Source organism: Ruegeria sp. D4, assembly GCF_056534475.1.
Genome location: NZ_JBQFPJ010000017.1, coordinates 67,850 through 93,623, shown reverse-complemented (window position 1 = coordinate 93,623; position 25,774 = coordinate 67,850). Strand labels below are relative to the sequence as shown.

The 25,774-nt window shown below is 56.6% G+C and carries 23 protein-coding genes and 1 pseudogene; 18 read left to right on the top strand and 6 right to left on the bottom strand.

What is annotated here, in order from left to right; translation table 11 throughout:
- Positions 1-15: 15 nt before the first annotated feature.
- Positions 16-1,452 carry an NAD-dependent succinate-semialdehyde dehydrogenase gene (locus tag ACR0MI_RS19150; protein ID WP_170613958.1) on the top strand — a complete coding sequence of 479 codons (1,437 nt, stop codon included), beginning with the start codon at positions 16-18 and terminating at the stop codon, positions 1,450-1,452.
- 306 nt (positions 1,453-1,758) lie between these two features.
- On the opposite strand, the gene ACR0MI_RS19145 is transcribed toward ACR0MI_RS19150, so the two are convergent.
- A complete protein-coding gene (locus ACR0MI_RS19145) occupies positions 1,759-2,643 on the bottom strand; it encodes a LysR substrate-binding domain-containing protein (RefSeq protein ID WP_480535894.1) in 885 nt (294 codons plus the stop codon).
- Positions 2,644-2,777: 134 nt separating this feature from the next.
- Here ACR0MI_RS19145 and ACR0MI_RS19140 point away from each other — a divergent pair, with 134 nt between their 5' ends.
- The 4 genes from ACR0MI_RS19140 to ACR0MI_RS19125 all read left to right on the top strand — a co-directional run bounded on the left by ACR0MI_RS19140 (position 2,778) and on the right by ACR0MI_RS19125 (position 6,365).
- Positions 2,778-3,743, top strand: a complete 966-nt coding sequence (locus ACR0MI_RS19140) for an NAD(P)-dependent oxidoreductase (protein WP_170613960.1) — start codon at positions 2,778-2,780, stop codon at positions 3,741-3,743.
- A 108-nt stretch (positions 3,744-3,851) separates the two neighbouring features.
- Positions 3,852-4,889 carry a sterol desaturase family protein gene (locus ACR0MI_RS19135; protein ID WP_170613961.1) on the top strand — a complete coding sequence of 346 codons (1,038 nt, stop codon included), beginning with the start codon at positions 3,852-3,854 and terminating at the stop codon, positions 4,887-4,889.
- A 204-nt stretch (positions 4,890-5,093) separates the two neighbouring features.
- On the top strand, positions 5,094-5,741 hold the full coding sequence (locus ACR0MI_RS19130) for a hypothetical protein (protein WP_170613962.1): 648 nt from the start codon (positions 5,094-5,096) through the stop codon (positions 5,739-5,741).
- 6 nt (positions 5,742-5,747) lie between these two features.
- The gene (locus tag ACR0MI_RS19125) at positions 5,748-6,365 is read left to right on the top strand and encodes an RES family NAD+ phosphorylase (protein ID WP_480855233.1); all 618 of its coding nucleotides are present in this window, start codon (positions 5,748-5,750) and stop codon (positions 6,363-6,365) included.
- Here the strand turns inward: ACR0MI_RS19125 and ACR0MI_RS19120 are convergent.
- From ACR0MI_RS19120 to ACR0MI_RS19110, 3 genes are read right to left on the bottom strand one after another with little or no spacing between them, the layout of a single operon-like run.
- Positions 6,362-6,703: a carboxymuconolactone decarboxylase family protein gene (locus ACR0MI_RS19120; RefSeq protein ID WP_170613964.1), complete on the bottom strand. Its 342-nt coding sequence runs from the start codon at positions 6,701-6,703 to the stop codon at positions 6,362-6,364. The two genes, ACR0MI_RS19125 and ACR0MI_RS19120, sit on opposite strands and share 4 nt — an antisense overlap.
- A gap of 11 nt (positions 6,704-6,714) precedes the next feature.
- The gene (locus tag ACR0MI_RS19115) at positions 6,715-7,476 is read right to left on the bottom strand and encodes an amino acid ABC transporter permease (protein ID WP_170613965.1); all 762 of its coding nucleotides are present in this window, start codon (positions 7,474-7,476) and stop codon (positions 6,715-6,717) included.
- A 14-nt stretch (positions 7,477-7,490) separates the two neighbouring features.
- On the bottom strand, positions 7,491-8,231 hold the full coding sequence (locus ACR0MI_RS19110) for an amino acid ABC transporter ATP-binding protein (RefSeq protein ID WP_170817032.1): 741 nt from the start codon (positions 8,229-8,231) through the stop codon (positions 7,491-7,493).
- Positions 8,232-8,369: 138 nt separating this feature from the next.
- Here ACR0MI_RS19110 and ACR0MI_RS19105 point away from each other — a divergent pair, with 138 nt between their 5' ends.
- Positions 8,370-9,140 (top strand): transporter substrate-binding domain-containing protein, encoded by a 771-nt coding sequence (locus ACR0MI_RS19105; protein ID WP_170613967.1) that lies wholly within the window; start codon positions 8,370-8,372, stop codon positions 9,138-9,140.
- 42 nt (positions 9,141-9,182) lie between these two features.
- On the opposite strand, the gene ACR0MI_RS19100 is transcribed toward ACR0MI_RS19105, so the two are convergent.
- Positions 9,183-9,785 (bottom strand): XRE family transcriptional regulator, encoded by a 603-nt coding sequence (locus ACR0MI_RS19100; protein WP_170613968.1) that lies wholly within the window; start codon positions 9,783-9,785, stop codon positions 9,183-9,185.
- 60 nt (positions 9,786-9,845) lie between these two features.
- Here ACR0MI_RS19100 and ACR0MI_RS19095 point away from each other — a divergent pair, with 60 nt between their 5' ends.
- The 8 genes and pseudogenes from ACR0MI_RS19095 (at position 9,846) to ACR0MI_RS19060 (ending at position 18,621) form a co-directional block, all read left to right on the top strand.
- Positions 9,846-10,592, top strand: a complete 747-nt coding sequence (locus ACR0MI_RS19095) for a creatininase family protein (RefSeq protein WP_170614111.1) — start codon at positions 9,846-9,848, stop codon at positions 10,590-10,592.
- 102 nt (positions 10,593-10,694) lie between these two features.
- Entirely contained in the window at positions 10,695-11,297 is a 603-nt protein-coding gene (locus tag ACR0MI_RS19090; protein WP_170613969.1) for an XRE family transcriptional regulator, read from the top strand.
- 134 nt (positions 11,298-11,431) lie between these two features.
- On the top strand, positions 11,432-13,015 hold the full coding sequence (locus ACR0MI_RS19085; protein ID WP_170613970.1) for an ABC transporter substrate-binding protein: 1,584 nt from the start codon (positions 11,432-11,434) through the stop codon (positions 13,013-13,015).
- A gap of 95 nt (positions 13,016-13,110) precedes the next feature.
- Positions 13,111-13,242 (top strand): annotated as a pseudogene (locus ACR0MI_RS19080) (ABC transporter permease); the annotation flags it as partial.
- 91 nt (positions 13,243-13,333) lie between these two features.
- Positions 13,334-14,002: an ABC transporter permease gene (locus ACR0MI_RS19075; protein ID WP_480855222.1), complete on the top strand. Its 669-nt coding sequence runs from the start codon at positions 13,334-13,336 to the stop codon at positions 14,000-14,002.
- Positions 13,999-15,846: a dipeptide/oligopeptide/nickel ABC transporter permease/ATP-binding protein gene (locus ACR0MI_RS19070; protein ID WP_480441050.1), complete on the top strand. Its 1,848-nt coding sequence runs from the start codon at positions 13,999-14,001 to the stop codon at positions 15,844-15,846. Before ACR0MI_RS19075 ends, ACR0MI_RS19070 begins: the two co-directional genes overlap by 4 nt.
- On the top strand, positions 15,843-16,838 hold the full coding sequence (locus tag ACR0MI_RS19065; RefSeq protein ID WP_480855220.1) for an ABC transporter ATP-binding protein: 996 nt from the start codon (positions 15,843-15,845) through the stop codon (positions 16,836-16,838). Before ACR0MI_RS19070 ends, ACR0MI_RS19065 begins: the two co-directional genes overlap by 4 nt.
- The gene (locus ACR0MI_RS19060) at positions 16,831-18,621 is read left to right on the top strand and encodes an aminopeptidase P family protein (protein WP_170815882.1); all 1,791 of its coding nucleotides are present in this window, start codon (positions 16,831-16,833) and stop codon (positions 18,619-18,621) included. The genes ACR0MI_RS19065 and ACR0MI_RS19060 overlap by 8 nt, the downstream gene beginning before the upstream one ends.
- A 153-nt stretch (positions 18,622-18,774) precedes the next feature.
- Here the strand turns inward: ACR0MI_RS19060 and ACR0MI_RS19055 are convergent, their stop codons facing one another.
- On the bottom strand, positions 18,775-19,467 hold the full coding sequence (locus tag ACR0MI_RS19055; protein WP_170613974.1) for a Crp/Fnr family transcriptional regulator: 693 nt from the start codon (positions 19,465-19,467) through the stop codon (positions 18,775-18,777).
- A gap of 179 nt (positions 19,468-19,646) precedes the next feature.
- On the opposite strand from ACR0MI_RS19055, the gene hemA reads away from it, so the two are divergent.
- The 4 genes from hemA (at position 19,647) to ACR0MI_RS19035 (ending at position 25,756) form a co-directional block, all read left to right on the top strand.
- Positions 19,647-20,870 carry a 5-aminolevulinate synthase gene (hemA, locus tag ACR0MI_RS19050; RefSeq protein WP_170613975.1) on the top strand — a complete coding sequence of 408 codons (1,224 nt, stop codon included), beginning with the start codon at positions 19,647-19,649 and terminating at the stop codon, positions 20,868-20,870.
- Between the two features lie 675 nt (positions 20,871-21,545).
- Complete coding sequence (locus tag ACR0MI_RS19045) at positions 21,546-22,772, top strand: hypothetical protein (protein ID WP_480855217.1); 1,227 nt, start codon at positions 21,546-21,548, stop codon at positions 22,770-22,772.
- 162 nt (positions 22,773-22,934) lie between these two features.
- The gene (locus ACR0MI_RS19040) at positions 22,935-24,455 is read left to right on the top strand and encodes a type I restriction-modification system subunit M (protein ID WP_480855215.1); all 1,521 of its coding nucleotides are present in this window, start codon (positions 22,935-22,937) and stop codon (positions 24,453-24,455) included.
- Complete coding sequence (locus ACR0MI_RS19035; RefSeq protein WP_480855213.1) at positions 24,452-25,756, top strand: restriction endonuclease subunit S; 1,305 nt, start codon at positions 24,452-24,454, stop codon at positions 25,754-25,756. Before ACR0MI_RS19040 ends, ACR0MI_RS19035 begins: the two co-directional genes overlap by 4 nt.
- The last annotated feature ends 18 nt before the right edge of the window (positions 25,757-25,774 follow it).

The following is a 25,774-nucleotide window of genomic DNA, read 5'->3' as shown; positions in this document are numbered from 1 at the left end:
ACCTGCGAGGGCGCCATGAGCACTTATCCGGACCTGAAACTTTATATCGGCGGTGAGTGGCGCAAGGCAGCAGACGACATTCCCGTGTTGAACCCTGCGACCGAAGAGGAAATCGGCAGGCTTCCCAAAGCGGGCAGGTCCGATCTGGATGACGCGCTGGCTGCGGTCGAAGCGGGGTTTCGCGTTTGGCGTCGCACGGCCCCACGCGACCGTGCGGACATCATGATCAAGGCTGCGGCGCTGATGCGCGACCGGCAGGAGGAGATTGCCCGCTCAATCACTGCCGAGCATGGAAAGCCGCTGGCACAGGCCCGGCTCGAGGTGATCCGCGGCTGCGAGTTTTTCGAATGGGACGCGGGCGAGGCCATGCGTACTTATGGCCGCGTTATCCCCTCGGCGCCCGGCGTTCGATATGTTGTGCACCACCAACCCATCGGGGTGGTTCTTGGCCTCTCGCCCTGGAATTTCCCGATGAGCCAGCCGGCACGCAAGATTGCAGGCGCGCTGGCATCGGGGTGTTCGATCATCCTGAAAGCGGCTGAAGAAACTCCGGCAGGTGCCATGCATATCGCGCGCGCCTTCCACGACGCCGGCTTGCCACCGGGTGTCCTGAACCTTGTCTTTGGTGAGCCTGCGGATATCTCAAGCCATCTTATCCGGCAGGATCCAGTACGGCTTGTCGCCTTTACCGGGTCAACAGCGGTCGGGCGCCACCTGACGACGCTCGCCTCGGAGAACATGACGCGCGTCCTGATGGAGCTGGGCGGGCATGCACCAGTCATCGTCTGTGAAGATACAGACGTTGAAAAAGCCGCACTTAGCGGAGCGGTCCGCAAATACAGGAATGCAGGGCAGGTCTGCACCTCGCCAACCCGGTTTTTTGTGCACGAAAGCATCTACAAGCCATTCCTGGACACATTCACTAAACGGGCCGCTGCCACTGTCGTAGGGAACGGAGTGGAAGAGGGTATCGAAATGGGGCCGCTGGCAAACGACCGCCGCGTTCCCGCGCTGAGCGAACTTGTGGAAGATGCCCGTGATGCCGGTGCAACGATCTGCACCGGGGGCGGTCGGATCGGAGCCAAAGGCTATTTCTTTGCGCCGACCGTTTTGACGAATGTGCCTGACGACGCCCGCGTGATGCAAGAAGAGCCATTTGGCCCGCTGGCCGTGATCAATCCGGTTGCTTCACTGGACGAAGCCATAGCCAAGGCGAATGCGACACCTTTTGGTCTTGCCGCTTACGGGTTTTCAAACAGGGCCGACTATATTGACCGGATGACCGATGAAGTCGAAGCCGGAAACCTTTCCTTTAATACGCTGGAAGCATCATTGCCGGAAACACCTTTTGGCGGGGTCAAATCCAGTGGATACGGCCGGGAAGGCGGGACGGAGGGTCTGGAAAACTATATGATTGTTAAAAATATCTCGCACAGCACCCAGATCGTTTGATCATGCGCGGGGCAAAATCCGGCCCCGAAATATCGTTCTGACAGTAAATGGCGAAGTAGCTTAAAGCACTGTCATTGTTAAAATTTTTGACAAATTAAAGAATTAGTAGAATGGGTCATATTTTGGTCTCAATCAAACGTCAGTTCACATAGCCACTGGCATTGACGCCGCTCACACTCAATCGCTGCGGCATGCAGTTGCTTTTCCCCCTCGTGGCAACTCAGATCCGACCTCCCACTTGAAAACGGATCTTGCCGTAGCGATTGAAAGCCAGTTTTTTCACATCTGATCTGGTTCGGGTCATGCCTATTGATGCTCTGAAAACTCCTGTTCAAGCCAGGTTTCGAACAGTTGCTTAACAGGCTCGTTTGCGCCTGTTCCGCTTGTCTCAACAAGAAAGTGGGATTGGTTGATTGGGACCGCATCGCCGACAATCGCGATGGCCTGTCCGGACTCGATCGCGGTTTGCGCGAACCTTTCCAGCACCATTGCGTACCCTCCGCCCGCCGCAACGACGCCCATCGCGGCGACGGTTGTATCGACGGAGTAGGGGGACAAGGGTTCAGAAAACGCTATGCCCAACGCTTCGAAATACTTCTGCCCCATGTCCTGAAATCCCAGAATCTGCACAAGCGGTTGCTTGCGGAGTTCGGCAACCGGAATGCTTTGCCCCGACGCCGAATCCGCCGCGACAGGTACGATACGCTCGGTCGAGATTTTTCGGGTTCGCGCATCAGGCCAGTCACCAACCCCCACGCGCAACTCGACATCCACGTTTTCGCGACCAGCCGAATCCGCCCAAATGTTCGAGACCAGCCGAATGGATACATCGGGCTGGCTGCGGGTGAATTCCGGCAGCCTGTGTGCCAGCCAGAGCGTCGCTGTCGAGATCGGAGCCCGCACGGTTAGAACCTGCGCGCTTCCGGACCCGAAAAGGCTGGCGGTCGATACCGTAATATCGCTTAGCGCGCGCCGCACGGAATAGGCGTAGGCCTGTCCGACCTCTGTCAGGCTCAGGTTTCTGGCCGCGCGAAAGAAAAGCTTGCACCCCAACTGCGCCTCTAGCGAGCGGACATGCAGACTGAGCGCCGTTTGCGTTATGCCCAGTTCCTTAGCTGCGGCCGTAAAGCTCATATGCCGCGCTGCGCATTCAAACGATCTGAGCCAGACAAGATTTGGGGAATTGGACACGTTCAGCACCAAGGAAAGTTTGTGATTATTGCTCTTTTTATTCGTTTTACTTTTTCGCTTCAACGTCGCTAAATCGGTGCGCAAACGGAATTTTCACCGGCCTGATCAGACCGGACAACCTGGGGAACGCGCTCATGAAAGTTGGATTTATTGGTCTGGGCAACGTCGGCGGCAAGCTTTCGGGTTCGCTGCTGCGCAATGGTATGGACCTGACAGTCCATGATCTGAACGAAGAACTGGTTGATGCCTTCGTGGCCCGTGGTGCGAAAAAGGCGGAAGGACCGGCGCAACTGATGCGGGATTGTGATGCGGTCATCACCTGCCTGCCGTCGCCTGCTGCGTCGGACGCCGTCATGCAGCAGATGTTGCCTGAAGTGACCGACGGCAAAATCTGGATGGAGATGTCCACCACGGATGAGGCTGAAGTCAAACGCCTGGGGGCCATGGTGATGGAGCGGGGCGGGGCGGCAGTGGATTGCCCGGTCTCAGGCGGATGCCACCGCGCGGCGACTGGAAATATCTCGATCTTTGCGGGATGTGATCGCGCAACGTTCGAGCGTATCGCGCCGTTCCTCAAGACCATGGGCCGCCGTATTTTGCATACCGGTGAGTTGGGGTCGGCTTCGGTCCTGAAAGTTTTGACGAACTATCTGGCCACAGCCAATCTGGTGACCTGCTGCGAGGCTCTGGTCACGGCCAAAGCCGCAGGTATGGACCTGAATACCACCTATGAAGCGATCAAGATCAGTTCCGGCACATCGTTTGTTCATGAGACCGAGAGTCAGGTCATCCTGAACGGATCACGCGACATCTCGTTCACCATGGATCTGGTCAAAAAGGACGTGAGCCTGTTCCAGCAGGTTGCCGACCGCCACAACGTCCCGTTGGAAATCTCGCCCATGCTGGTTCAGATTTTCGAGGACGGGATCGAACGTTTTGGCGAACGTGAGTTGTCGCCCAACATAATCAGGCGCCTGGAAGAGGTCACAGGCCTGGAGATCCTTGCACCCGGCTTCCCGCCCGAGATGGAAGACGATGAACCCGAAGAGCCCGGCTATGAGGTGATCCCGCAAGGCAAGGCGCTGAAAGCCGCTGAATGACCTGATCACGTCGGGCTTTGAACCGGCTCAGGCATATCATAGCTGTGGCCGCCAGGGCCATTCTGTCCGGCAAGCTGGTGCTGCTAAATCGCGAGTAGGGGATTGGACATGACGACAGCGGACACCAACCCAACGGAAAATGCCGCCCATCGCCCCGAGCCTGGTCCGATGAGCCGCGAGTGGCACTGGCACCCTGAATTGCCGGTGAACCACGCGCCATATTGGCATTGGCCGCCGAAACCTCGTGTTCTGGCTAAGTGGCTTTGGCAGAATTACCTGCAGGTTTCCGATCGTTCGATCTATTTGGCACTGTCGTTTGTTGTGGCGTTCTGGATGCAACCCGTTGGCCCCGAACAAATGCAATTCGCGTTCGGGTGGATGTCATGGGTTTTCATCCGAAACTGGGCTCTGCTGATCATTGTCGCAGGTGGGCTGCATTTCTGGTTCTACGGAATTGACGGGCAGGGCAAGCTGCTGAAATACGACCCAAGACCCTACATGAAGCGCAAGAATGCGCTTTATAAGTTCGGCTATCAGACCTGGGACAATATGTACTATTCGCTGGTCTACGGTGCCACGATCCTGTCGGCGCTCGAGTGCTTTTTGCGCTGGATGTATGCCAATGGTTACGTCGCCACGCTTAGCTTTGACGCTCATCCGGTCTGGTTTATTCTACTGTTTCCGATACTCGCCATATGGCAGAGTTTTCATTTCTACATGGTGCATCTTTTTCTGCATCAACCGTTCATTTACAGACATGTCCACGCAGTTCATCATCGCAACGTAAACACCGGACCCTGGTCGGGCATGTCGATGCACCCGGTCGAGGCTCTCGGCTACCTCAGCGCGATCCTGATCGTTCTGGTATTGCCAAGTCATCCGGTTCACATGATCTTTCTGGGATTTTGGCTGATGCTGGGCGCCGCTTCATCTCATTCAGGTTACGAGGCGATTTGGGCCCACGACCGCAAAGCACTCCTGATCGGTGCCTTTTTTCATCAGTTGCATCATCGATACTACGAATGCAACTACGGCAACGCGGAAATGCCGTGGGACAAGTGGTTCGGCACATATCACGACGGCTCAGAGGAGGCGACCGTACGCACGCGCAACCGGAAACGCGAAATGCATGCGTCAGGGAAGTAGCTAACGTTTCGTTTTCCCGTGGTTTTATGAAAATACAACTCTAAATGGCGTTCGTCGGGATATCCCGCATAACGATGATTATGTTAATAACGTGGGGGTGTATCGTTTAGGTACTCGCTTTGGCCAACGACAACGGCTTCGCAATGCTTGTTTTCTGATACTTCTTATCTATATTGTCATATATGAAATATAAGGAAGCTTGTGATGTCCAGGATTCTTCATCTTTATGATGTCGCAGAAGATACCGAACGCGATCTTTCCGCGCAGGAAGCGGTTCGGCTTGCCCAAAAGGACAAATCCCTGATCCTTATCAGCGGTGTTCGGGACATGTCGCCCAGGACATTTCACCTCATCGCATCCTCGGTTGCCAGACGAAAGCTGGAGCGCGCTCAGGAGCGTATTGACGCGATGATCGATGCCTATCTCGACACGGACGCGTTCGATCAGGTCGAGGCAAAGATTGACGAAGACAACGCCCGGCTGCGCGCTGAGTTCCTGAGCGATTTTGAGGTCCTTACAAGCGCCCAGATCCATGCCATGTCTGGCAGCACATCGAGAAACAAGTCAGCCACGGCGAACGACTGGAAAAAGGCCGGAAAGATCTTTTCGGTCAAACTGCAGGGCAAGGACCTGTATCCGGCGTTCCAATTTAATGCTGATGGGCGGCCCTATGCGACCTTGGTGGACGTGCTTGCGGCGCTTCCGCAGGATTTGACTCCCTGGCAAACGGCCTTTTGGCTTGTCGCGCCCCAAAACGCGCTGGATGGTGCCCGGCCCATTGATCTTGTTCAGGCCGGTGACGCGCGGGTTGCCGATGCCGCTGCACGCGCGTTTAAAACGCCGGCAGGCTGACGGCGCGTGATACTTCCGAATTCGGCCGGACAGCATCCCTACTTTGCGCTGGAAAGCGGGCGAGAGGTCTTTCGCCTGCACCGAGACGTTCTGGATGGTAATCAGTTCAATCCCGGCTACGGCACGTCCCGCTTCGCCCCCTTTCAGGATCTCGAGGGCAAAATAGTTCCCACTCTTTACTCCGCTACCACATTTGATGGCGCGGCTTATGAAACACTGTTCCGAGAACGTCCGGCCAAGTATCAGACATTCCCTCGTAACCGTCTTGATGACTATGCAGCAAGCCGGTTAACGACCAGGCGGGAACTTCAGTTGGTTCGTTTGTTTACGCCGGAACTCGCCGCCTGGGACATCGCGGAAGCTGACCTGCTTACCTACGATGAAAGCAACTATCCCACTTGCCGGGAGCTTGCCGCCTTGATCTGGAAAGACAATCCCGCCGCAGATGGCATGATCTGGTCATCCGTGCGTGACAGTTCCGCATTGGCGATGATGCTGTTCGAAGATCGGGTAACACCCGGCGCGCTGACGGTAACAGAAACGCGGTACGTTCAGCGCGACGCGGACTTGCTGGATCAGCTGAGAACAACGGCGCGCCGCGCGGGCATCACGATCAGCCGTTAAGCTTGTTTTGAAAAGGTGTCGAACGCCTTGAGCGCCTTGGCGCTGTAGGCATAAGACGGGCCGCCCCCCATATAGGTCGCCATGGCCAGCGCCTCGCACAGTTCTTCCCGGCTGGCACCGAGGCGCACCAAAGAACGGACGTGAAAGCCGATACAACTGTCACACCGCGTCGCAATTGCGATCCCGAGCGCCATGAACTCTTTGGTTTTTTCGCTGAGCGCGCCGTTGGACTTGGCGGCCTTACCCATGATGCCAAAGCCTTTGACCGTCTCGGGCACTTCTTTCGAATATGTTGCGATGTCGGCCTCAATCGCGGCCATGAAGTCATTCCAGTCCATGTCGTCCTCCTTCAGCCGCGTTCGTCCGATCCCATGCGGCGTTCCAGCCAGCGCACTCCGGCGCTGATGATCAGAACCAGGATCAGATATTCAAGGATCAGCAGCGAATAGATCTCAAGCGGGCGGTATTCTGTCACCACCAGCTCGTTCGCGCGCCGCGTCAGTTCCTGCATGCCGATGACGCTGGCAAAGGCGCTCATCTTGACAATGTAGATGAACTGGTTCGCCAGCGGCGGCAAAATGCGCCGGATCGCCTGAGGCAGGATCACATAGCGCATGGTTTGAAGGTAGTTCAGGCCGATGGTCTGGGCCGCCTCGGTCTGTCCCTTGGCAATCGACTGGATACCGGCCCGGTATATCTCGGCCGTAAATGCGCTGTCGGACAAGGCAAGCGTGATGATTGCACCCCAAAACGGATCAATCGGTATGTTCAGGCCCATTTCGCGAAAAACGATCGGCAGGCCGTAGAAGACCCAGAACAGCATGGGCAGCAGCGGGATCGAGCGGATCAGTTCGACATAGATCCGGTTCACCAAACGCCAGCCTCGGCTTTTGGCCAGCCCCGGCAATGCCACGATTAGCCCCAGGACAATCGAGATGACGGCAGCGATCACTGAAATCAAGATGGTGTCGCCCATGCCGGAAATCAGGAATTTGACATTGATCCAGCCCGCTTCGGTCATCGGATTGATGACATACCATCCCCATGTGGAAGAACTGGAACAAGCTGCAAGCGCCAGAAACGACAGGAGAAGAAGAAGGTTTCTTATCATCGCGTTTGGCCCCCTCAATGTTGCAGTATCTGGCTGAGAAATTTCTGGCAGCGCTCGGATCGGGGGGCGCCAAAGAACTCCTCGGGGTTGCCCTGCTCGACAATCTGCCCCGCATCCATGAACACCATGTTGTCTGCCACTTTGCGGGCAAAGCCCATCTCATGGGTCACCACGACCATGGTCATACCTTCTTGCGCAAGTTCCACCATCACATCGAGCACTTCGGAAATCATCTCGGGGTCCAGTGCCGACGTGGGTTCGTCAAACAACAGGACCCGGGGCTCCATGCATAACGACCGCGCGATGGCAACGCGCTGCTGCTGTCCGCCGGACAGTTGGCCGGGGCGTTTTTCGGCCTGATCCGGGATGTGAACCCGTTCCAGATAATGCCTCGCCCGAGCCTCGGCGTCGGCACGCGACATTCCTCGTGACTTGATCGGGCCAAGGGTCAGGTTTTCCAGAACGCTCAGGTGCGGGAATAGATTGAACTGCTGAAACACCATTCCGACCTCTGACCGGATGGCCGTCACGGATTTGGGGTCATTCGTCAGTTCAATTCCATCAACACGGATGGTGCCTTTCTGGTGTTCTTCCAATCGGTTGATACAGCGCACCACGGTCGATTTGCCGGACCCCGAAGGGCCGCAGATCACAACCTTTTCGCCCGACTTGATGCTAAGATTGATGTCCTTCAAAACATGGAAATCGCCGTACCATTTATTGACATTCAAAAGTTCGATTGCCGTTTCGCTCACTGGCCGGGCTCCCTTGGTATGAAGTTTTCCTGGGAAGAAATATTTTTCTTGAGGTTAACGTTGCACTTGACGTTAAATCAAGCATCAAAAATGCTAGTATACAACGGCAATCAATGAACAACCAACGGGAGCACTCAGATGAAAAACCTACTCAGGACGGCCGCTGCGGCAGCCATCGGACTGGCCCTTGCCGGGGCCGCACAGGCCCAGTCAGCGCTGAACGAAATCCTTGATGGCGGTGTCCTGAAGGTTGGCACAACCGGTGACTGGAATCCGATGACCCTGCGCGACCCTGCGACCAACAGCTACAAAGGGTATGACATCGACATCATGACCGAGCTGGCCAACGACCTGGGGGTCGAGGTCGAGTTTGTTCCGACCGACTGGAAAACGCTGGTCAACGGCGTGGTCTCGGGCAAATACCACATGACCGGTTCGGCTTCGATCTCGCCGCCACGCATGAAGGTTGCGGGTTTCTCGGAAAGCTACATCTCGGTCGAACTCTATCCTTTCACGACCAAGGACAAGGCCGACCGTTTCAACGGCTACGACTCGATCAACCAGCCTGACGTCAAGGTTGCAACAACCCTTGGCACCACATTCGAAAAACGCGCGCGCGAATGGTTCCCGAATGCGGATATCAAGGTGGTCGAGGCCCCTGCCCGCGGATTTCAGGAGGTTCTGGCCGGACGTGCCGACGTCTTTATCACGTCAAACATCGAAGGCGCGACGCTGGAAGCCAAATTTCCGGTTGTCCCCGTTGCAGGCGCCGAGGCGCGTTCTCCTTCGCCCATCGCCATGCTGCTGCCACAGGACGATCAGGTGTGGATCAATTACGTGAACAACTGGATCAAAGTGAAAAAGGCGCAGGGGTTCTTTGAGGCCAACAAGGAAAAATGGGGGCTTTGATCCCCATATTCAGAACCGTTCGCTCCGGCCGGAGCGGACGGTCTATCCGGGCAATGCTTTGGCCAGAAGCGAAATAAAACTGACCTTGTCCGTCTTTAGCTCAACCGCCCCATGGGTCGTACTGGAATCATAACTCAGACTGTCGCCGGGGCGCATGTGGTACAAGCCTTCGCCGCACCGAAAGATCATTTCGCCCTCGGTTACATGCACGAACTCTGCCCCTTCATGCTGATACAGCGGACCCGGCGGCAAGGGGCCTTCAAGCGTGACAAGGAAGCTTTCGAAGCTCACGTGGCTGGCTTCGGCACGTCCGATCAGTTTGAACGCATGCCCAAAATCGCTACCCATACGCTGAACCGTCATGCCCTCGCCGGCGGCCACAAAGGATACATCCGTCACTTCGGCAGTTCCGGCGAAGAAATTGATCAGCGGAACGCCCGTGGCCTTCGCCAACGCCTCAAGCGAACTCAGCGAAGCGGAAACCTGTCCCCGCTCGATCTTGGAAATCATCGCTGGCGAGACATTGGCGCGCGCCGACAGTTCAGCGATCGTCAGGCCGGCCAGAACCCTATGGGCTTTGACCGCTGCGCCGATTACCTGATCCAGCCGGGGCTTTTCCCCTTCGATGGGTGCGGAACCTTCCATGCACGCAGCGTAACGCCCCGGTACAAAAAGGGAAAGCGCGCGTAACCGTAAGGACACATGATGCAACTGGAACACATGACCTGGTACGAAGTTGACGACCGCCTTGGCAGTGGCTGCGCGGTGATGCTTCCTATCGGTTCGACCGAACAACACGGGCCGATCGGGCGGATCGGGACCGACACGATCTGTGCCGGGGCCGTCGCACTGCGCGCCGCTGATCTGTGTGACGCGATCGTGGCACCCGCCCTGGCCTACACGCCCGCACCCTTCAACGCTGCCTTTCCCGGCACGGTTTCCGTTACCCCGGATGTGTTCACCCTTTACGCAAGGGAAATCATTGAAGGCCTTTTGGCGCAGGGCTTTTCTGGCGTCTTCATCGTTAACGGCCATGGTGCGAACATTGCACCGCTGCAGGCCATAAGCGCCGACCTGCCCCCGAACGCCTTGATCATCCGCAGCTGGTGGGAGCCTGAACCCGTCAACGCATTGCGGCGAACGCTATACGGAGAATGGGAAGGGATGCACGCCACCCCGTCCGAAGTTGCCATCACGCAATCCTTGTTGGGCGCCATATCCGACGAACGCGCCGATGAGCCGCCGCAAAAGCTGACCCCTCAATACCTGCGTGATCACAGCGGAGACCGTCACGGGCCGCCCGATGAACACCGCGCAGAATTCCCGGACGGGCGGGTCGGATCCCATTCCGCGCTGGCCACGCCTACAGACGGAGCCCGACTGTTGGAGATGGCGGCTCAAGCCATCTCACGGGAGTTTCTTGATTTTCAAAAGGCAAGGAAGCAAAGTTGACAACACTTGATGCCAGATTTTTAGTTGCACTAAAATAAATTTTGATCTTACCCACATTCTTCTGTTCAATGGTCAGAACAAATGGAATGCAGGAGAGACCGGATGCAAGCTCCGACAACGCGGGCAAAAACCAAGGGGCAGCCGACCGAATTGGGTCAGGCGATCCGGCGACGCCGAAAGGCGATGGGGCTGACGCTGGATCAGGTTGCCAAGAAAGCCGATCTGACTACTGGCTTTCTGTCGCAGGTCGAGCGTGGGCTCAGCTCTCCCTCTTTAACCTCTCTCATGGCAATTGCCGCGGCTTTGCAAACAACCATTGAACAGCTGCTGAGCGTTCCACAGGTCTTTTCCGAGTTTGTCGCCAAGGATAGCAGACAGACCTATTCCCTTGGTTTGCGCGGGCGGTTTTACGAGAAACTCGGGCCGGGATTTCTGGGCGCTCTGTTCCACCCGCAGATCGTTCATCGTCCGCCGGGGCACATATCGGAACGTATGTGCCACAGCGGTGAAGCCTTTTGCTATCTGCAAGCCGGTCAACTGGAATACCATCTGGGTGATCGTGTTTTTATCATGTCACCCGGTGACGTGGTTCATCACGACACATCGACGCCTCACTATTCCGTTGTCCTGGGCGAAACCGAGGCCGTCGAACTGTGGGTTACAACCTCTCCGATCAAGGATTCCGCGCCACCAGACAGCGGTTAGGACTGCGAAAAACTCAGTCCCGGAATGCCGCGGTCTAAAAACGTTTCATCTTTTGCTAAAAAAAACTTTAGTAAAACTAAGAATCGCTTAATGTCCCTCCGCAGGAGCAAGAAGATTTGCGGGAGGAGAAGAAGATGAAGCTGAAGACACTATTGGGCGCCACGGTCGCCGCGACGCTTGCGCTGCCCGTTCTGGCGCAAGAACGCGGGGGCACATTGAACTTTGCCCGCTATGACGGATCGCGCCTTATCGATCCGATCTACGCGGACCGCAACCCCGATATCTGGATGGTTGGCAGCCTGTTCGACACGCTTTTGCGCAGCAGCCCCGATGGCAACTCGGTCGAACCCGGGCTTGCAGAAGACTATGCAGTGTCAGAGGACGGCAAGACCGTATCCCTGACCCCGCGAGAAGGTATCCAGTTCGCTGACGGCTCGCCCATGTCGGGCGCGGATGTGGTCTTTTCGCTGGATCGCGCCCGCAACCCTGACCTGAGCCCATGGGCTGGTCTACTGGGGTCGATTGACGCGGTGTCCGCGGATGGAAACGCGATCACCATCGCTTTGAAAGACCCCGATCCCACCCTGTTGTCGATGTTGGCCATATTCAACACCGCCATCGTTTCGAAAGCCGCATTCGACGCAGCCGCAGGTGAAACGGATCAGGACAAATCCGCTGCCATTTTTGCGGCCACAAGCGCAGGCGTCGGCTCCGGCCCGTTCTATTTGTGCGGCTTTGAACAAGGGGCCAGCATGGATTTCTGCGCCAACGAGCATTACTGGCGCATGGGCGCGGATGGCAAAGCCCTGCCCTATCTGGACGGCGTCCATTTCGAGATCGTTCCCGATGATGCAACCCGCATTCTACGCCTCCAGGCGGGAGAGGTTGATGCAGCCGAGTTCATCCCGTTCAGCCGCGTGGCCGAGCTTGAGGCCGATCCGAACATCAACATGCAGCTGTATCCGTCAACACGGATCATCTATTCGCCGATCAACACCCATGAGACACGCGCCGACGGTTCCCCCAACCCGCTGGCAGACCCCCGCGTGCGGCAGGCGCTGAACTATGGAACCAACAAGGATGCTCTGATCGGTGTGGTTCTGCACGGTGCGGGCCAACCCATGAGCTCACCGCTGATGGCCAAAGCAACGCAATATGCGGTCGATCTGAGCCCGCTCTATAGCTATGATCTTGAAAAAGCCAAAGGGTTGATCGCGGATGCCGGGGTCGCGGACGGCACGCAGGTGACTCTGACCACGCTGGCCGGATCCGCCGATGACGCAACAATTTTCGCCGCGCTTCAGCAAATGTGGGGCGAGTTGGGAATTGATCTGGTGGTCGAACAGGTCGACGGCGCCACGCGCGGGGCCAAGAACCGCTCGGGTGAGTTTGACATTCACACCTATGGCTGGGTCAACGATGTGAACGATCCCAGCCAGGTTGTCGGCTGGCTGGGCTACACACCGACTGCCAAGGCTGTCGGCACCGGTTGGGAGAACGCAGAGTTCAACACCCTGTTCGAAGAGGCCGCCAAAGACATGGACCCGGACTCTCGAAAGGCCAAGTTCGACCGCATGCAGGCACTTTATGCCGAGGCAGCCCCCTTGCTGTTCATGTATGAAACACCTTTCGCTGTCGCGCTGGGGACGGCGGTCGAGGGCTATGTTCAGACCCCGCTTGGCAATAACATCTTCGATGAAGCCACAGTCAGCCGCTAAGAGCTGATCCCTTGCCTCGCCGCACCCTGCGGCGGGGCCCTTTGCGGAGCGTCGAATTGTCCAGCCTGTCCTACATCTTCAAACGGCTTTTGCTGATGATCCCGACCTTCTTTCTGGTCATGATCATCATATTTATGCTGGTGCGCCTGTTGCCCGGTGATCCGGCCATCGCCATGGCCGGGGACCGCGCATCTGACGCCGATATTGCTGCAATCCGGGAAAGACTGGGTCTGACGGAACCGATGCCAGTGCAATTCTGGCTGTTTCTGACCAATACTCTGCAGGGCGATCTGGGCCGTTCGATCCTGATGCGGACGGATGTCGTGGGCGTCATTGCCGATCACGGTTTTCCTGACGATTTACTCGGTTGTGCTATCCCTGATCATCGCTGGTCCGCTGGCCTTTGTCGCGGCGCTCAATCGCGGCCGCTGGCCCGATGCGGTGATCCGCACTGTGTTCCAGATCGGCCTGTCGATGCCGGTGTTTTACATCGGACTGGTTCTGCTGACCTTTTTGGCGGCGCAGTTGCGCCTGTTCCCGGTGGGTGGCTATGGCGACACGTTTGGTGAGCGTCTCTATCACCTGTTTCTGCCTTCGGTGACCGTGGCGCTTTATACTTCGGCCATCATCATGCGGAACTTGCGCAGCGCGATTATCGAGGTTCTGGATGCCGAGTATGTCCAGTTCGCCCGCGCCAAGGGTCTGCCGCCGCGCCTGATCCTTGGCCGTCACGTGTTGCGCAACGCGCTGATCTCCACGGTCACCCTGCTGGGCCTGTCCATCGGCAATCTGATGAGCGGAACGCTGGTTACCGAGACTGTCTTTGCGGTGCCCGGAATGGGACGGCTGATGCTGGAAGCGATCTTTGCGCGCGACTACCCGCTGATACAGGGGCTGACCCTGACCTTCGCGCTTCTGGTTTCGCTGGTCTTTCTGATGACGGACCTGTTCCAAAGCCGCCGGGACCCAAGGATGCGCCTGCAATGAGTGACGTGCCTTTCACAGCCGACCGCCCATCCCTTGCCCGCGCCGCCTTGCGCAAGCCGGGTTTTGTGGCCGGTTTGCTGATCATCGGGTTATCGACCCTGCTGGCCATCTTTCCCGGAGCGTTTGCTCCTTACGATCCAAATGCAATTGACTATCTGGCGGTGCGTCAGCCGCCATCATGGGAGCACCCGTTCGGCACCGACCTGCTAGGCCGTGACAGCTTGTCCCGCGTGATCTGGGCTTATCAGGTCAATATGCAAATGGCGATCTTCGGCACAGTTTTTGCTCTGGTGACGGGTGTCATCATCGGAGCTCTGGTCGGATATTACCGGGGCATTGCCGATCTGATCTTCGGACGGATCGTCGATGCGGTCATCACATTTCCATTTCTGGTGCTGGTGATCGCGGTAGTCGCCGTTTTGGGGCCGGGCCTTATCAACATGTATATCGCCATATCAGTGGTCTACTGGGTCTATTACGCGCGTCTGATGCGAGCCGAGGTGATCGCGCAGATGGGCAATGACTATGCGGCCGCCGGGGTCGTCATGGGCTATTCCGACCGGCGCATCATCTTCCGTCACCTGCTGCCCAATGCCATCACCCCGGTCATTGTCTACTGGATGACTGACATGGCGCTGGTGATCTTGCTGGGTTCGTCGCTGGGCTATCTTGGGTTGGGCGCGCAGCCACCGCAGGCGGAATGGGGCGTGCTGATCGCCGAGGGGCGCAATTTCATCTCGACCGCATGGTGGCTCAGCCTGATGCCCGGTTTGGCAATCGTTTTGACGGGCCTTGGCTTTTCGCTGCTGGGCGACGGGCTGGCCGATCTGCTGAGACCACGGGGAAAAGAGATGACTGAACGAACTCCCATCCTCGAGGTTCAGGGGCTTAACACCACTTTCCACCGCAACAGCCGGGAACTGCCGGCCCTGCGCGACGTCAGCTTCAGCGTGGCTCGTGGCGAGGTTCTGGGGCTGGTCGGTGAAAGCAGTTCGGGCAAAAGCGTCACCCTGCGCTCGATCATCGGACTGGCGCGGCGTTATGGCGATGTCAGCGGGCAGGTCCGCTGGCAGGGCCGCGATCTGGTGCCGCTGCCGGACCGCGCTCTGCGGCAGGTCCAGGGGCGCGAGATCGCGATGATCTTTCAGGAACCCATGACCTCGCTGAACCCATTGCTGACAGTGGGTCTGCAACTGGAGGAGACATTGCGCGCACATACGGATCTGTCCGGAAAAGCCCGGCGCGACCGGGCGGTCGAGATGCTGGATCTGGTCGGTATCCCCTCGGCGGCGCAAAGGCTCAGGGATTACCCGCACCAGTTCTCCGGTGGTATGCGCCAACGGGTCATGATCGCAATCGCACTGGCCGCCAACCCCAGGTTGCTGCTGGCGGATGAGCCGACTACGGCGCTGGATGTGACCATTCAGGCGCAGATCCTCGATCTGATTCTGCGTCTGGCGGACGAGATGGAAATGGGCGTCGTCCTTGTCACTCATGATCTGGGCGTGGTCGCCCAAACCTGTGACAACGTGGCGGTTATTTATGCAGGCCGGATCGTCGAACAGGGGCCGGTTCGGGATGTGCTGCGCGAACCCCGCCATCCTTACACAGTTGGCCTGATGCGCTCGGTTCCGGAAAATCTTACACCTCGGACGCCGCTTTATTCCGTGCCGGGTGTTCCTCCATCTCTGGACGCGCTTCCGCAGGGATGCGCCTTTGCGCCACGCTGCGAGGCCTGCATCCAGCCCTGCCAGCAGGACCGCCCGGTTCTGTCGGTGATCGCGGACAGCAGGCAGGTGGCCTGCTTCAACCCTGTGACCAAGGCCGAAGGAAACGCCGCATGAACAATGCCGTGATCGAAATACGCGACCTGCATCAGCGGTTTGCCCTGGGTCGCAGCCTTTCTGATCTTGCCACCGGCCGGCCGGGTCGCGTGGTGCGGGCGCTGAATGGCGTCAGCCTGGATCTTATCCGGGGTGAAACGCTTGGCGTCGTCGGCGAATCCGGTTGCGGGAAATCCACGCTGGCCCGCTGCATCGTTCGATTGCATAGCCCCAGTGACGGGACGATCCGTTTCGAGGGGCAGGATATCTTCGAAGATGCAGGCGGCGACCGCAGTTACAACCGGCGCGTTCAGATGATGTTCCAGGACCCCTATTCCTCGCTGAACCCACGCATGACAACGGGCCAGATTCTGTCCGAGGCGTTGGCGGTCCACGACATGCGCACCAAAGCGAACATCCCCGCCCGTGTCGCGGAACTGCTGGACCTTGTGCGTCTGCCTCAGGACGCTCAGCACAAACTGCCGCACGAGTTTTCCGGTGGCCAGCGACAGCGCATCGCCATTGCCCGCGCACTGGCGGTCGAGCCCGAAGTGCTGATTGCGGATGAACTGGTTTCGGCGCTGGATGTGTCGGTGCAGGCGCAGGTGGTCAACTTGCTGCTGGACCTGCAGCAAAAACTGGGCCTGACCATCCTGTTTGTGGCTCACGACCTGCGACTGGTGCGGCATGTGTCAAATCGCGTTGCGGTGATCTATCTGGGCCGGATCGTCGAAATCGGCGATAGCGAGACATTGTTCTCCGCCCCTGCCCATCCCTACAGTCAGGCGCTTTTGTCTGCCGCGCCATCCCTGAACCCGGATGATCGGGGCAAGGCCATCCCGCTTGAAGGAGAGTTGCCCTCGCCCCTGAACATGCCATCGGGCTGCCCGTTCCATGTCCGCTGTCGCCACGCATCCGAGATTTGCAGGACCGATACTCCTGCCCTGATGCCGTTCGAAAATAGCGGCCGGGTCGCCTGCCACCACGTCAAAGAGATCAACGCCCATGCCTGACCGCGCTCGGATCGTTTTAGCCCTGCGCGACGAGATGCGCACCCGTGGTCTTAATGCATTTGTTCTGCCCCGCTACGATGCGCATCAGGCCGAATACGTCGCGCCGCATGACGAACGGCTGGCCTATGTGACCGGCTTCACCGGTACTGCCGGACTGGCCATCGTGACAGGTGACACTGTCGCCATGTTTGTTGATGGACGATATGTGGTTCAGGCTGCCAATCAATGCCCGGAACCTTTGTTCTCGCATCACCATCTGCACGACGAGCCGCCTGAATTCTGGCTGGCCACCGTTGCCGAACAGGGCTGGTCCGTCGGGTTTGACGCCATGCACCTGCCGCCCGTTTTGCATGACCGCTTCACGGATGCGCTGAATGGATCGCGCGCCCGTTTTGTCGCCGTTGAAGACAACCCTGTTGACGCGATCTGGCCCAATCAGCCCGCGCCGCCCAACGGCATCATCTCTGCCTTTCCGACACAATTCACGGGTGTAGGCGCGGATGAAAAGATCTCTCAGCTTGTCGCAACCCTGCAAAGCGGCGAGGTCGATCTGCTGGTGGAAACACAGCCGGACAACATAGCATGGCTTCTCAATGTGCGCGGTTCGGATGTGGCTTATTGTCCGGTTCCACAGTCTTTTTTGTTGGCGCGTTCATCGGGTCAGGTTGACTGGTTCGTCGAAACCAAAAAATTCAGCCCAGAAATCTGCGATCATCTGCCCGACACCGTGACGCTGCATCCGCCAGCAGCATTTCTACCGACCCTTTCGGAGTTGTCGGGTCGTGGCGCGTGCGTGCAATACGATGCCGAATTTTCCCCGGCTGCGGTGCGTCTGGCCCTCGACCGGTCATCTGCACAAGGTCGAGCGGCCAGCAGTCCGCTGACGCTGTCCAAGGCCCGGAAAAATCCAACGGAAATAGAAGGCCTGCGTGCTTGTCACGTTGAAGACGCCATCGCGTGGACCGAGTTCTGTGGTTGGCTACACGCTGAGGTCCCCGCGCGAGCCTCTCTCAACAGACAAGTGACCGAGCTTGAAGCAAAAGACAAAATTCAGTCCTGCCGCCGCGACCGTGCCGGGTATCTTGAGGAAAGCTTCAATACCATTTCGGCCGCGGGTGCGAATGCTGCCATGTGCCATTACGCGACCATTCCGGAGGATGCGGCAACAATTGACCCTGAAGGGACATATCTGCTGGATTCCGGCGGCCAGTATGAGACCGGCACAACCGACGCCACCCGCAGCTTTGCCTTCGGAAAGGTCAGGCCCGATGGGTATGACCGCGCCTATACCGCCGTGTTTAAAGCGTTCCACGCCCTAGCAACACTGCGGTTTCCACCCGGCACACAGGGCCACCACATCGACGCCATCTGCCGCCGCCCTTTGTGGGATCTGGGGTTGGACTATGATCACGGAACCGGACATGGCATCGGGCATCGCCTTTCCGTACACGAACACCCGCAGCGTATAGGCAAGCCATACAACCCGGTGGATCTTGTGCCGGGTATGATCCTGTCCATCGAGCCGGGGTATTATGAGATGGGCCGGTTCGGCATTCGTATCGAAAACCTGTTCGAGATCGTCGAAGAGGACGATGGCTTCATGGTGTTTTCCAACCTCACATGGATACCGATCCAGACTGATATGCTGCTTACTGACAAGTTGTCCCAAGCGGAACGAAGCTGGCTGAACGCATATAACGCCGAGGTCCTGCGCCGGATCAGTTCGCAGCTATCACCCGCCGGGCGTGCATGGGCCGAGAGAGCCTGCGCAGCCATTGCTTGACGGGTTGTTCAGTACCTCGCAACGGTTCCAAATATTCCGGAATGGAACTTGTGCACAGGGCCCCGGCTCAAAACGGGTCGAAGCCATGTAAGAAACTTGCATGATGAGAAGACAAAGTTCAGGCTTAATCAGCGAAGTGACAGGACAGTCCGGTCATTTGTCCATCGGGTCGCTTTCAGCATATTCCAGAAGAGAAGTGACATCTGAAATCCGCGCGTGGTTGCGATCGATGACGACTCCGGTTGCCTTGAGGCGCGAAAATGCGCGGCTCAGGCTTTCGGGCTTCATTCCAAGGCGTCCGGCGATCAGCATCTTGTCATAGGGCAGCACCACCTCGCAGGCACCGCTGTCGCGATCGCAAAGACCCAGCAGGAATTTTGCCACCCTCTGTGCCCCGGTTTGCGCCTTCAGTTGCTCCAACTGCGCCACCAGTGAATGCAGGTGCGTAAATGTTGCCGCCAGTATCGAGATACCGATTTCGGGGTCTTCCTTCATCAGAGATATCAGCACAGGGATCGGGATATGCATCACCTGACAACGCGACACGGCCTCGGCAGAGACCGGATAGGGCATATTGCGCAACGCCACCGCCTCGCCAAAGCTTTCGCCCTTGGTGAAAACGCTGACCACTGCCTCGGCACCGGACGGAGACATCCGGAACAGTTTGATCCACCCAGCCAGAACCACGTGAACGGCCTGAGCCGTCTCTTCCTGCAGAAAGATGGTTTCCCCACGGTCGTATTCGCGCCAGATGGCTTGGCTCAGTAACGTATCTACATGTTGCTCTGGCAAGCTCCTGAGCAGCAAAGACTGCCGGGCAACTGCCTTTTCGGCTTCATGGGCCACGAATATTCCCCTTTTTCAGGCCGGGTCTCCGACCGGTATTTTCCTTGCTTTATGGCTATGCCAAAGCCATCGCCCAGGCACCAGCCCTTTCCCGCCCACCAACTTGACTATTGTCATGTCACGCCTCGGCCGCAGCGATTAACCTCGCTGCAAAGCCAGCAATCCGGGGAGCACACACCATGGACTACGAGCGATTTTTTAGTCAAAGCCTCGACGCATTGCGGGATGAGGGAAACTACAGGGTTTTCATCGATTTGCAACGCCACCGCGGCGCTTTTCCAAATGCGCGGCAAACCGATGGCGATATCCAGCGCGATGTGCGGATCTGGTGCTCGAACGACTATCTGGGCATGGGTCAGCATCCGGATGTGATCAACGCGATGCAAAATGCGTTGAATCGCTGCGGCGCAGGTGCGGGTGGAACGCGCAACATTTCCGGCACAACCCACGATCATGTGTTGCTCGAGGCGGAACTGGCTGACCTGCACGGGAAAGAAGCCGCGCTGCTGTTTACGTCCGGTTACGTTTCGAACTGGGCCGCGCTTGGTACACTTGCGGCGAAAATTCCTGGTCTGATCGTGTTCTCCGACGCGCTGAATCATGCCTCGATGATCGAGGGCATTCGCCACTCACGGGCGCAAAAGGTGATCTGGCAACACAACGACCTTGCCGATCTCGAGGCCAAACTGGCCGCCGCTGACCCCGATGCGCCCAAGATGATCGCCTTTGAATCCGTTTACTCAATGGACGGGGATATCGCCCCGATCAAAGAGATCTGCGACCTGGCCGACAAGTACGGGGCGATGACTTACCTGGATGAAGTTCACGCCGTTGGCCTCTATGGTCCACGTGGCGGCGGCATCGCCGAACGTGAAGGGCTGATGGACCGCCTGACCGTCATCGAAGGCACGCTTGGCAAAGCGTTCGGAGTAGTGGGCGGTTATATCGCAGCGTCGGTCGCCTTATGCGATTTCGTGCGCAGCTTCGCCAGTGGATTCATCTTTACGACCGCCCTGCCGCCGGCGATTGCAGCCGGGGCAGCGGCATCAATTCGGCATCTGAAACAGTCGAACGCCGAGCGCGGTTTGCAGAAGGCCCGTGTGGAACAGGTCCGGGCCAGACTGGATGCCGAAGGCATCCCGCATCTTCCCAACCCCAGTCACATCATTCCGGTGATGGTGGGTGATCCGGTGAAATGCAAATTCATTTCGGACACGCTGTTGGAAGAATTCGGCATTTATATCCAGCCGATCAACTATCCGACCGTTCCCAAAGGCACCGAGCGTCTTCGGATCACGCCGTCGCCCGTCCATACTGACGCAGATATCGATCATCTTGTCGGCGCACTGTCCGCGCTGTGGCAACGCTGTCAGATTGCCCGGCGGCCGATGGCCGCGCAGTGATACCGGCTTGAAAATTGTATAAAATGGCCGCCCTTTCGGGCCAGCCCCTGCCATAAATGTTGATAATTCAAAACCCCGTCAGTATGCTGGCGGGGTTTCGTTTAATGTTGCAGGGTTTCTATGCCAAATCCCACGACTCCTGACAGTAAAGTGTCCCCGAAGAAATCGTCGAGAGTTGTGCGGAGAAGGCTTCCCTCCACCCCCGGTGGATTCTCAATTAACTTCTGTCGAAACAGTACATGCGAGAGATTTGGCATCTTTCCAGACCCATTGGATGGACGAGGAAGACCGGGTCTAGGGCAAGCAAGGGGGAAAATCTCAGGCGCCGGCGAAGACCGAACGTACATCTGCCCTGCCTGCAACAGATCCAGCATTGTAAAGTCGAACCAAGCAGTGATGGAAGAGTACGCACGTCTGAGACAGCTAGCCAGGCGAACAAATCAAGTACATTGCTCAAATCCACGTTGCGATAATTTCGCAGCCTCCATGAGCTTGATGCCAAGCCGGTATCAGAAGTTTGGAAAAACTGCCAAGGGGGATCCACGCTATCGTTGCAAGAGCTGCAAGAAAACTGTGTCTGTTGGATCACCCACCAGACGCCACAAACAGACGAGCGATACAGCCTCGATCCTACGATGTCTTGTAAACAAAGTACCGCTTAGCCGGATTTGCGAGATGCACGACGTCAGCTTAAAGCAGGTCCACGGCAAGATTGACTTCTTGTATCGTCAAGTCACTGCTTTTGCGAGAGATCGGGAGAACTACCTGCATCTCTGTTTTGAGGATCAAGATCCCTATTTCGCAACAGACATCCAAACAATTCTCGTCAATTGGCCGGTCAAAAAGCGCCGAGGCACCATCCCTCTGCTGCACATGGCGACGGTGCACAAATACTCCCAGTTCGTAGTGGCGTCGACAGTTGACTATGACCCCGCTGTCGACCCGAGGGACTTGCAAGAGGCAATGGAGCAATGCGGAGACTTTGAAATCAACCGCTCCATGCGCAAACACGCTAGGCTCTGGTCGTATAAGGAGTACTCACAATCACTGGCAAGGCAAATGCCTCCAGGCCACTCCATTGATGATCTCGCAGTTGGTGGAGAATTGAAGCTGCCGGGCCACGGAACCAGAGTGCGAGGTGATGCCTTTCAATACGCACATATGATGCTAGTGAAAAAGCTGATCGGACAGCAATTCAATGTTGCCAACTACTGTTTGGATGCGGAGTCAGGCCTCGCGGCAGCGATTTGCGCGTTGAATGTAGATCTTGTCAAATCAGAACGCGTAAACGTGTTTGAGATTAGATTCGTGAAGGGTCTGACAAATGACGAACGCCTGAGATATGTTAACGAAGGGCGGCGCATGTTCCGGTACATGGAAGCAGGTTATCGTAGCTTGATCCCATTAGTGCAGGCAAAGTATCCAGAGCTAACGGATATGCAAGCCGGCATGGCAATTCAACTAAACAATATGCTCGAGTCAAAGACGTCGGAGGAGCGCATTCAAGCCTTTAATCGGGAAGGCGTGATGTGGCCATTCCACACGAAAGCTGAACCTTTAAAGATTGTTAGGTGGGCAACCCTAGCGGACAGAATGAGATGGGTCGACTTGGGCCAAATGCTTTCGTTGGCATCACTTCACCCAGTCGACTCCTATTTCAATTTTGCACGCAGGCGCGTCGCTGGTTTTGAGCGCGGGATTCCAACTGCGTCCAACCAACAGAGAATTTGGCACGCATACTCTTACTACAATCCTGAGATGGTCCCCAAGATGGCCGCTATCCTCAGATTTTACTACAACTACATGCTCGCGCCTCCTGAAAACGATAATCAGACACCGGCTATGCGGCTCGGATTGACGAAAGGCAAAATCTACCCGAGAGACCTTTTGTCATACAACTAGATGTTGTGTTCTCTGAGTCTTTACGTTTGATTCAGAGCAGTGTCGGCGATTCAGTAGTAAGTTCTGGCATAAAATCAATAATATGTGGCGGCAGCGGCCAACCAAGGAGCTTCAATAGCCCCTATGTGAAGTGAGACTGTTAGTCGTCAACGAGGGAACGCAATGAGTATTGAAAAGACCGTCTTCGCGTCCGCTAACAAAATGCGCGGGGCAATGGATGCAGGCGAGTACAAACATATCGTTCTGGGGCTGCTGTTTCTGCGCTACGTGTCCGTTTCTTTCGAGCGCTTGCACGAGAAGCTTTCAGCAGACGAGTACAGCGACCCGGAAGATCGGGACGAGTATCTGGCCGAGAATATCTTCTGGGTTCCAGAAAAAGCTCGCTGGTCTTACCTTTCCAAGAATTCGAAGAACCCTGAGATCGGCATAATGCTGGATCAGGCAATGCGCGACATCGAAACCGAGAATGAAAGCCTTAAGGGAGCTCTTCCTAAAGTATTCGGGCGCGATACGCTCGACAAACTGATCCTTTCCGGTCTCATCGATCTTTTTACAAACTTGAAGCTCGACGGAACTTCTGCCGATTTTGATTTGATCGGCCGCATCTATGAGTACTGTATTGGTGAATTCGCCTCCTCCGAGGGCAAACGAGGTGGAGAGTTCTACACACCCAAGTCCGTCGTCAACACGCTTATCGAGATGATCGAACCCACTAAGGGGCGTGTCTACGATCCGTGTTGCGGCACGGGTGGTTTCTTCGTTCAGTCAGAGAAGTTCATTGAAGCGCACCAAGGCCAGAAGTCGGATGTCGCAATCTACGGCCAGGAACGAAATCATACGACTTTTAGCTTGGCGCGGATGAACCTGGCGATCCGCGGCATCTTCGGCGATCTACGCTGGAACTCTGAGGGCACGTTGCTTCGCGATGAGTTCGCGGATGAACGCTTTGACTACATCTTGGCCAATCCTCCGTTCAACATCGTGGACTGGTCGGGTGACCTGTTGAGAGAGGATGGCCGCTGGACGTACGGAACGCCGCCCGTTGGAAATGCAAACTTCGCCTGGATCCAGCACATATATGCTCGCCTGTCCTCCACAGGCATTGGTGGTGTTGTCATGGCGAATGGATCGATGTCGTCCATGCAAAGTGGCGAAGGCGATATCCGACGCGCCTTGGTTGAGGCTGATGCAGTTGATGCAATGGTGGCTCTACCTGGGCAGCTCTTTTACGGGACGCAGATTCCCGCCTGCCTCTGGATCCTCGCAAAAGACAAATCGAATGGCATCGCCAAGGAAGCGACCCTCAGAGACCGACGAGGGGAAATACTCTTCATCGATGCGAGGACGATGGGTGCGCTGGTTGAAGGCAGCCGGAAACAGAAGGAACTGTCGGAAGAGGAGATGGCACGAATTGCTACCGCCTATCACGCGTGGCGCGGTGAGCCGGATGCCGGGGAGTACGACGATGTTGCGGGGTTCTGTAAGTCGGCCTCAATGGATGAAATCGCAAAACATAATTTCGTTCTGACGCCTGGTCGATATGTGGGAGCTGGTGCCGAGGAGGAGGATGATGAACCCTTTGAGGAGAAATTCGACCGCTTGACGAGTTTACTGCACAGCCAATTCGACGAGGGAAGCCGCCTTGAGAATGAGATAAAGGAACGATTGGCGGCGTTAAAATGACTTGGACCAAATTCAAAACGGCCGAATTGATTTCTAGAGGCGTTCTTGAAATTGGGGATGGCTACCGCGCGAAAAACTCTGAAATGGCAGAAAAGGGCATACCGTTTGTAAGAGCAGGTGATGTTGTAGGTCGCGTAAACACAGATGGGACTGATCTGCTTGGATTTGAAAGCGTTGGAAAGGCTGGTCGCAAGCGCTCAATGGTTGGCGACGTAGTCATGACAACAAAGGGAACAATAGGACGGCTAGCCTTTGTAAAAGAAGGTGATCCAGAGTTCATCTACTCTCCTCAACTCTGTTTCTGGCGCAGTTTGGATAGTGAGTTGATTCATCCGCGCTGGTTATACTTCGCTATGCGGTCAAGAGAGATGCTGAACCAGATTTCTTGGTCTGCCGGCCAAACAGACATGGCGCCCTATGTGTCGCTCACAGATCAAAGAACCGCTTTCGAAATAACCCTGCCGGCCATTCACGAACAGCGAGATATCGCCGCGATTCTCGGAGCTCTAGACGACAAAATCGAACTAAACCGCAAGACGGCTGCAACCCTGGAAGAGATGGCGCGGGCGCTCTATCGGTCGTGGTTCGTCGACTTCGACCCCGTTTGGGCCAAGGTTGAAGGGCGCGAGCCTGCTCATATGGATGCAGAAACGGCGGCTCTGTTTCCGAACCGCTTTGGAGAATGTGGGTTGCCGATGGGGTGGGAGGCCGGCGTCGTAGCCGTCATAGCTGACCTTAACCCTGAAAAACACACAAAGAAGCGCCATCCTGACGCCATTAACTACGTGGACCTATCGAACACAAAATGGGGATTAATTGATTCCACAACCAATTTCTCGTGGGTCGAAGCGCCGTCTCGCGCGAGAATGTTGCTGCGATCCGGAGACACAATTGTTGGGACCGTCCGACCTGGGAATGGCTCCTATTCATTTATTAGTGTGGACGGTCTGACGGGTAGCACTGGCTTCGCAGTATTGCGGCCAAAACATGCAGATGATGCTGAGCTAGTCTATCTCGCAGCGACAGCGCCGGAAGCAATTCAAGCATTGGCAAATTTGGCCGATGGTGGTGCCTACCCGGCTGTAAGGCCAGATGTGGTTGCTCAACAGAAACTCGTAGTTTCACCCCGCGAGATACGTAAAAAATTTGCAACTGCGGTCTCACCAATCATGTCAAAGATTGAAGCGTCTAAGCATGAAAACCAAACGCTTGCCATTCTCCGCGACACTCTCCTGCCGTGCCTGATGTCCGGTGAATTGTGTGTTAGTGCAGCCAACAAAAAAATTGAGGCTTTGGTTTGAGATTTTGGCCCGGAAAAC

Coding starts and splice junctions, on each gene's coding strand:
- ACR0MI_RS19150 (WP_170613958.1), top strand. CDS start 16: ATGAGCACTTATCCGGACCTGAAACTTTATATCGGCGGTGAGTGGCGC.
- ACR0MI_RS19140 (WP_170613960.1), top strand. CDS start 2,778: ATGAAAGTTGGATTTATTGGTCTGGGCAACGTCGGCGGCAAGCTTTCG.
- ACR0MI_RS19135 (WP_170613961.1), top strand. CDS start 3,852: ATGACGACAGCGGACACCAACCCAACGGAAAATGCCGCCCATCGCCCC.
- ACR0MI_RS19130 (WP_170613962.1), top strand. CDS start 5,094: ATGTCCAGGATTCTTCATCTTTATGATGTCGCAGAAGATACCGAACGC.
- ACR0MI_RS19120 (WP_170613964.1), bottom strand. CDS start 6,703: ATGGACTGGAATGACTTCATGGCCGCGATTGAGGCCGACATCGCAACA.
- ACR0MI_RS19115 (WP_170613965.1), bottom strand. CDS start 7,476: ATGATAAGAAACCTTCTTCTTCTCCTGTCGTTTCTGGCGCTTGCAGCT.
- ACR0MI_RS19105 (WP_170613967.1), top strand. CDS start 8,370: ATGAAAAACCTACTCAGGACGGCCGCTGCGGCAGCCATCGGACTGGCC.
- ACR0MI_RS19100 (WP_170613968.1), bottom strand. CDS start 9,785: ATGGAAGGTTCCGCACCCATCGAAGGGGAAAAGCCCCGGCTGGATCAG.
- ACR0MI_RS19095 (WP_170614111.1), top strand. CDS start 9,846: ATGCAACTGGAACACATGACCTGGTACGAAGTTGACGACCGCCTTGGC.
- ACR0MI_RS19090 (WP_170613969.1), top strand. CDS start 10,695: ATGCAAGCTCCGACAACGCGGGCAAAAACCAAGGGGCAGCCGACCGAA.
- ACR0MI_RS19085 (WP_170613970.1), top strand. CDS start 11,432: ATGAAGCTGAAGACACTATTGGGCGCCACGGTCGCCGCGACGCTTGCG.
- ACR0MI_RS19075 (WP_480855222.1), top strand. CDS start 13,334: ATGTCGTGGGCGTCATTGCCGATCACGGTTTTCCTGACGATTTACTCG.
- ACR0MI_RS19070 (WP_480441050.1), top strand. CDS start 13,999: ATGAGTGACGTGCCTTTCACAGCCGACCGCCCATCCCTTGCCCGCGCC.
- ACR0MI_RS19065 (WP_480855220.1), top strand. CDS start 15,843: ATGAACAATGCCGTGATCGAAATACGCGACCTGCATCAGCGGTTTGCC.
- ACR0MI_RS19060 (WP_170815882.1), top strand. CDS start 16,831: ATGCCTGACCGCGCTCGGATCGTTTTAGCCCTGCGCGACGAGATGCGC.
- hemA (WP_170613975.1), top strand. CDS start 19,647: ATGGACTACGAGCGATTTTTTAGTCAAAGCCTCGACGCATTGCGGGAT.
- ACR0MI_RS19045 (WP_480855217.1), top strand. CDS start 21,546: ATGCACGACGTCAGCTTAAAGCAGGTCCACGGCAAGATTGACTTCTTG.
- ACR0MI_RS19040 (WP_480855215.1), top strand. CDS start 22,935: ATGAGTATTGAAAAGACCGTCTTCGCGTCCGCTAACAAAATGCGCGGG.
- ACR0MI_RS19035 (WP_480855213.1), top strand. CDS start 24,452: ATGACTTGGACCAAATTCAAAACGGCCGAATTGATTTCTAGAGGCGTT.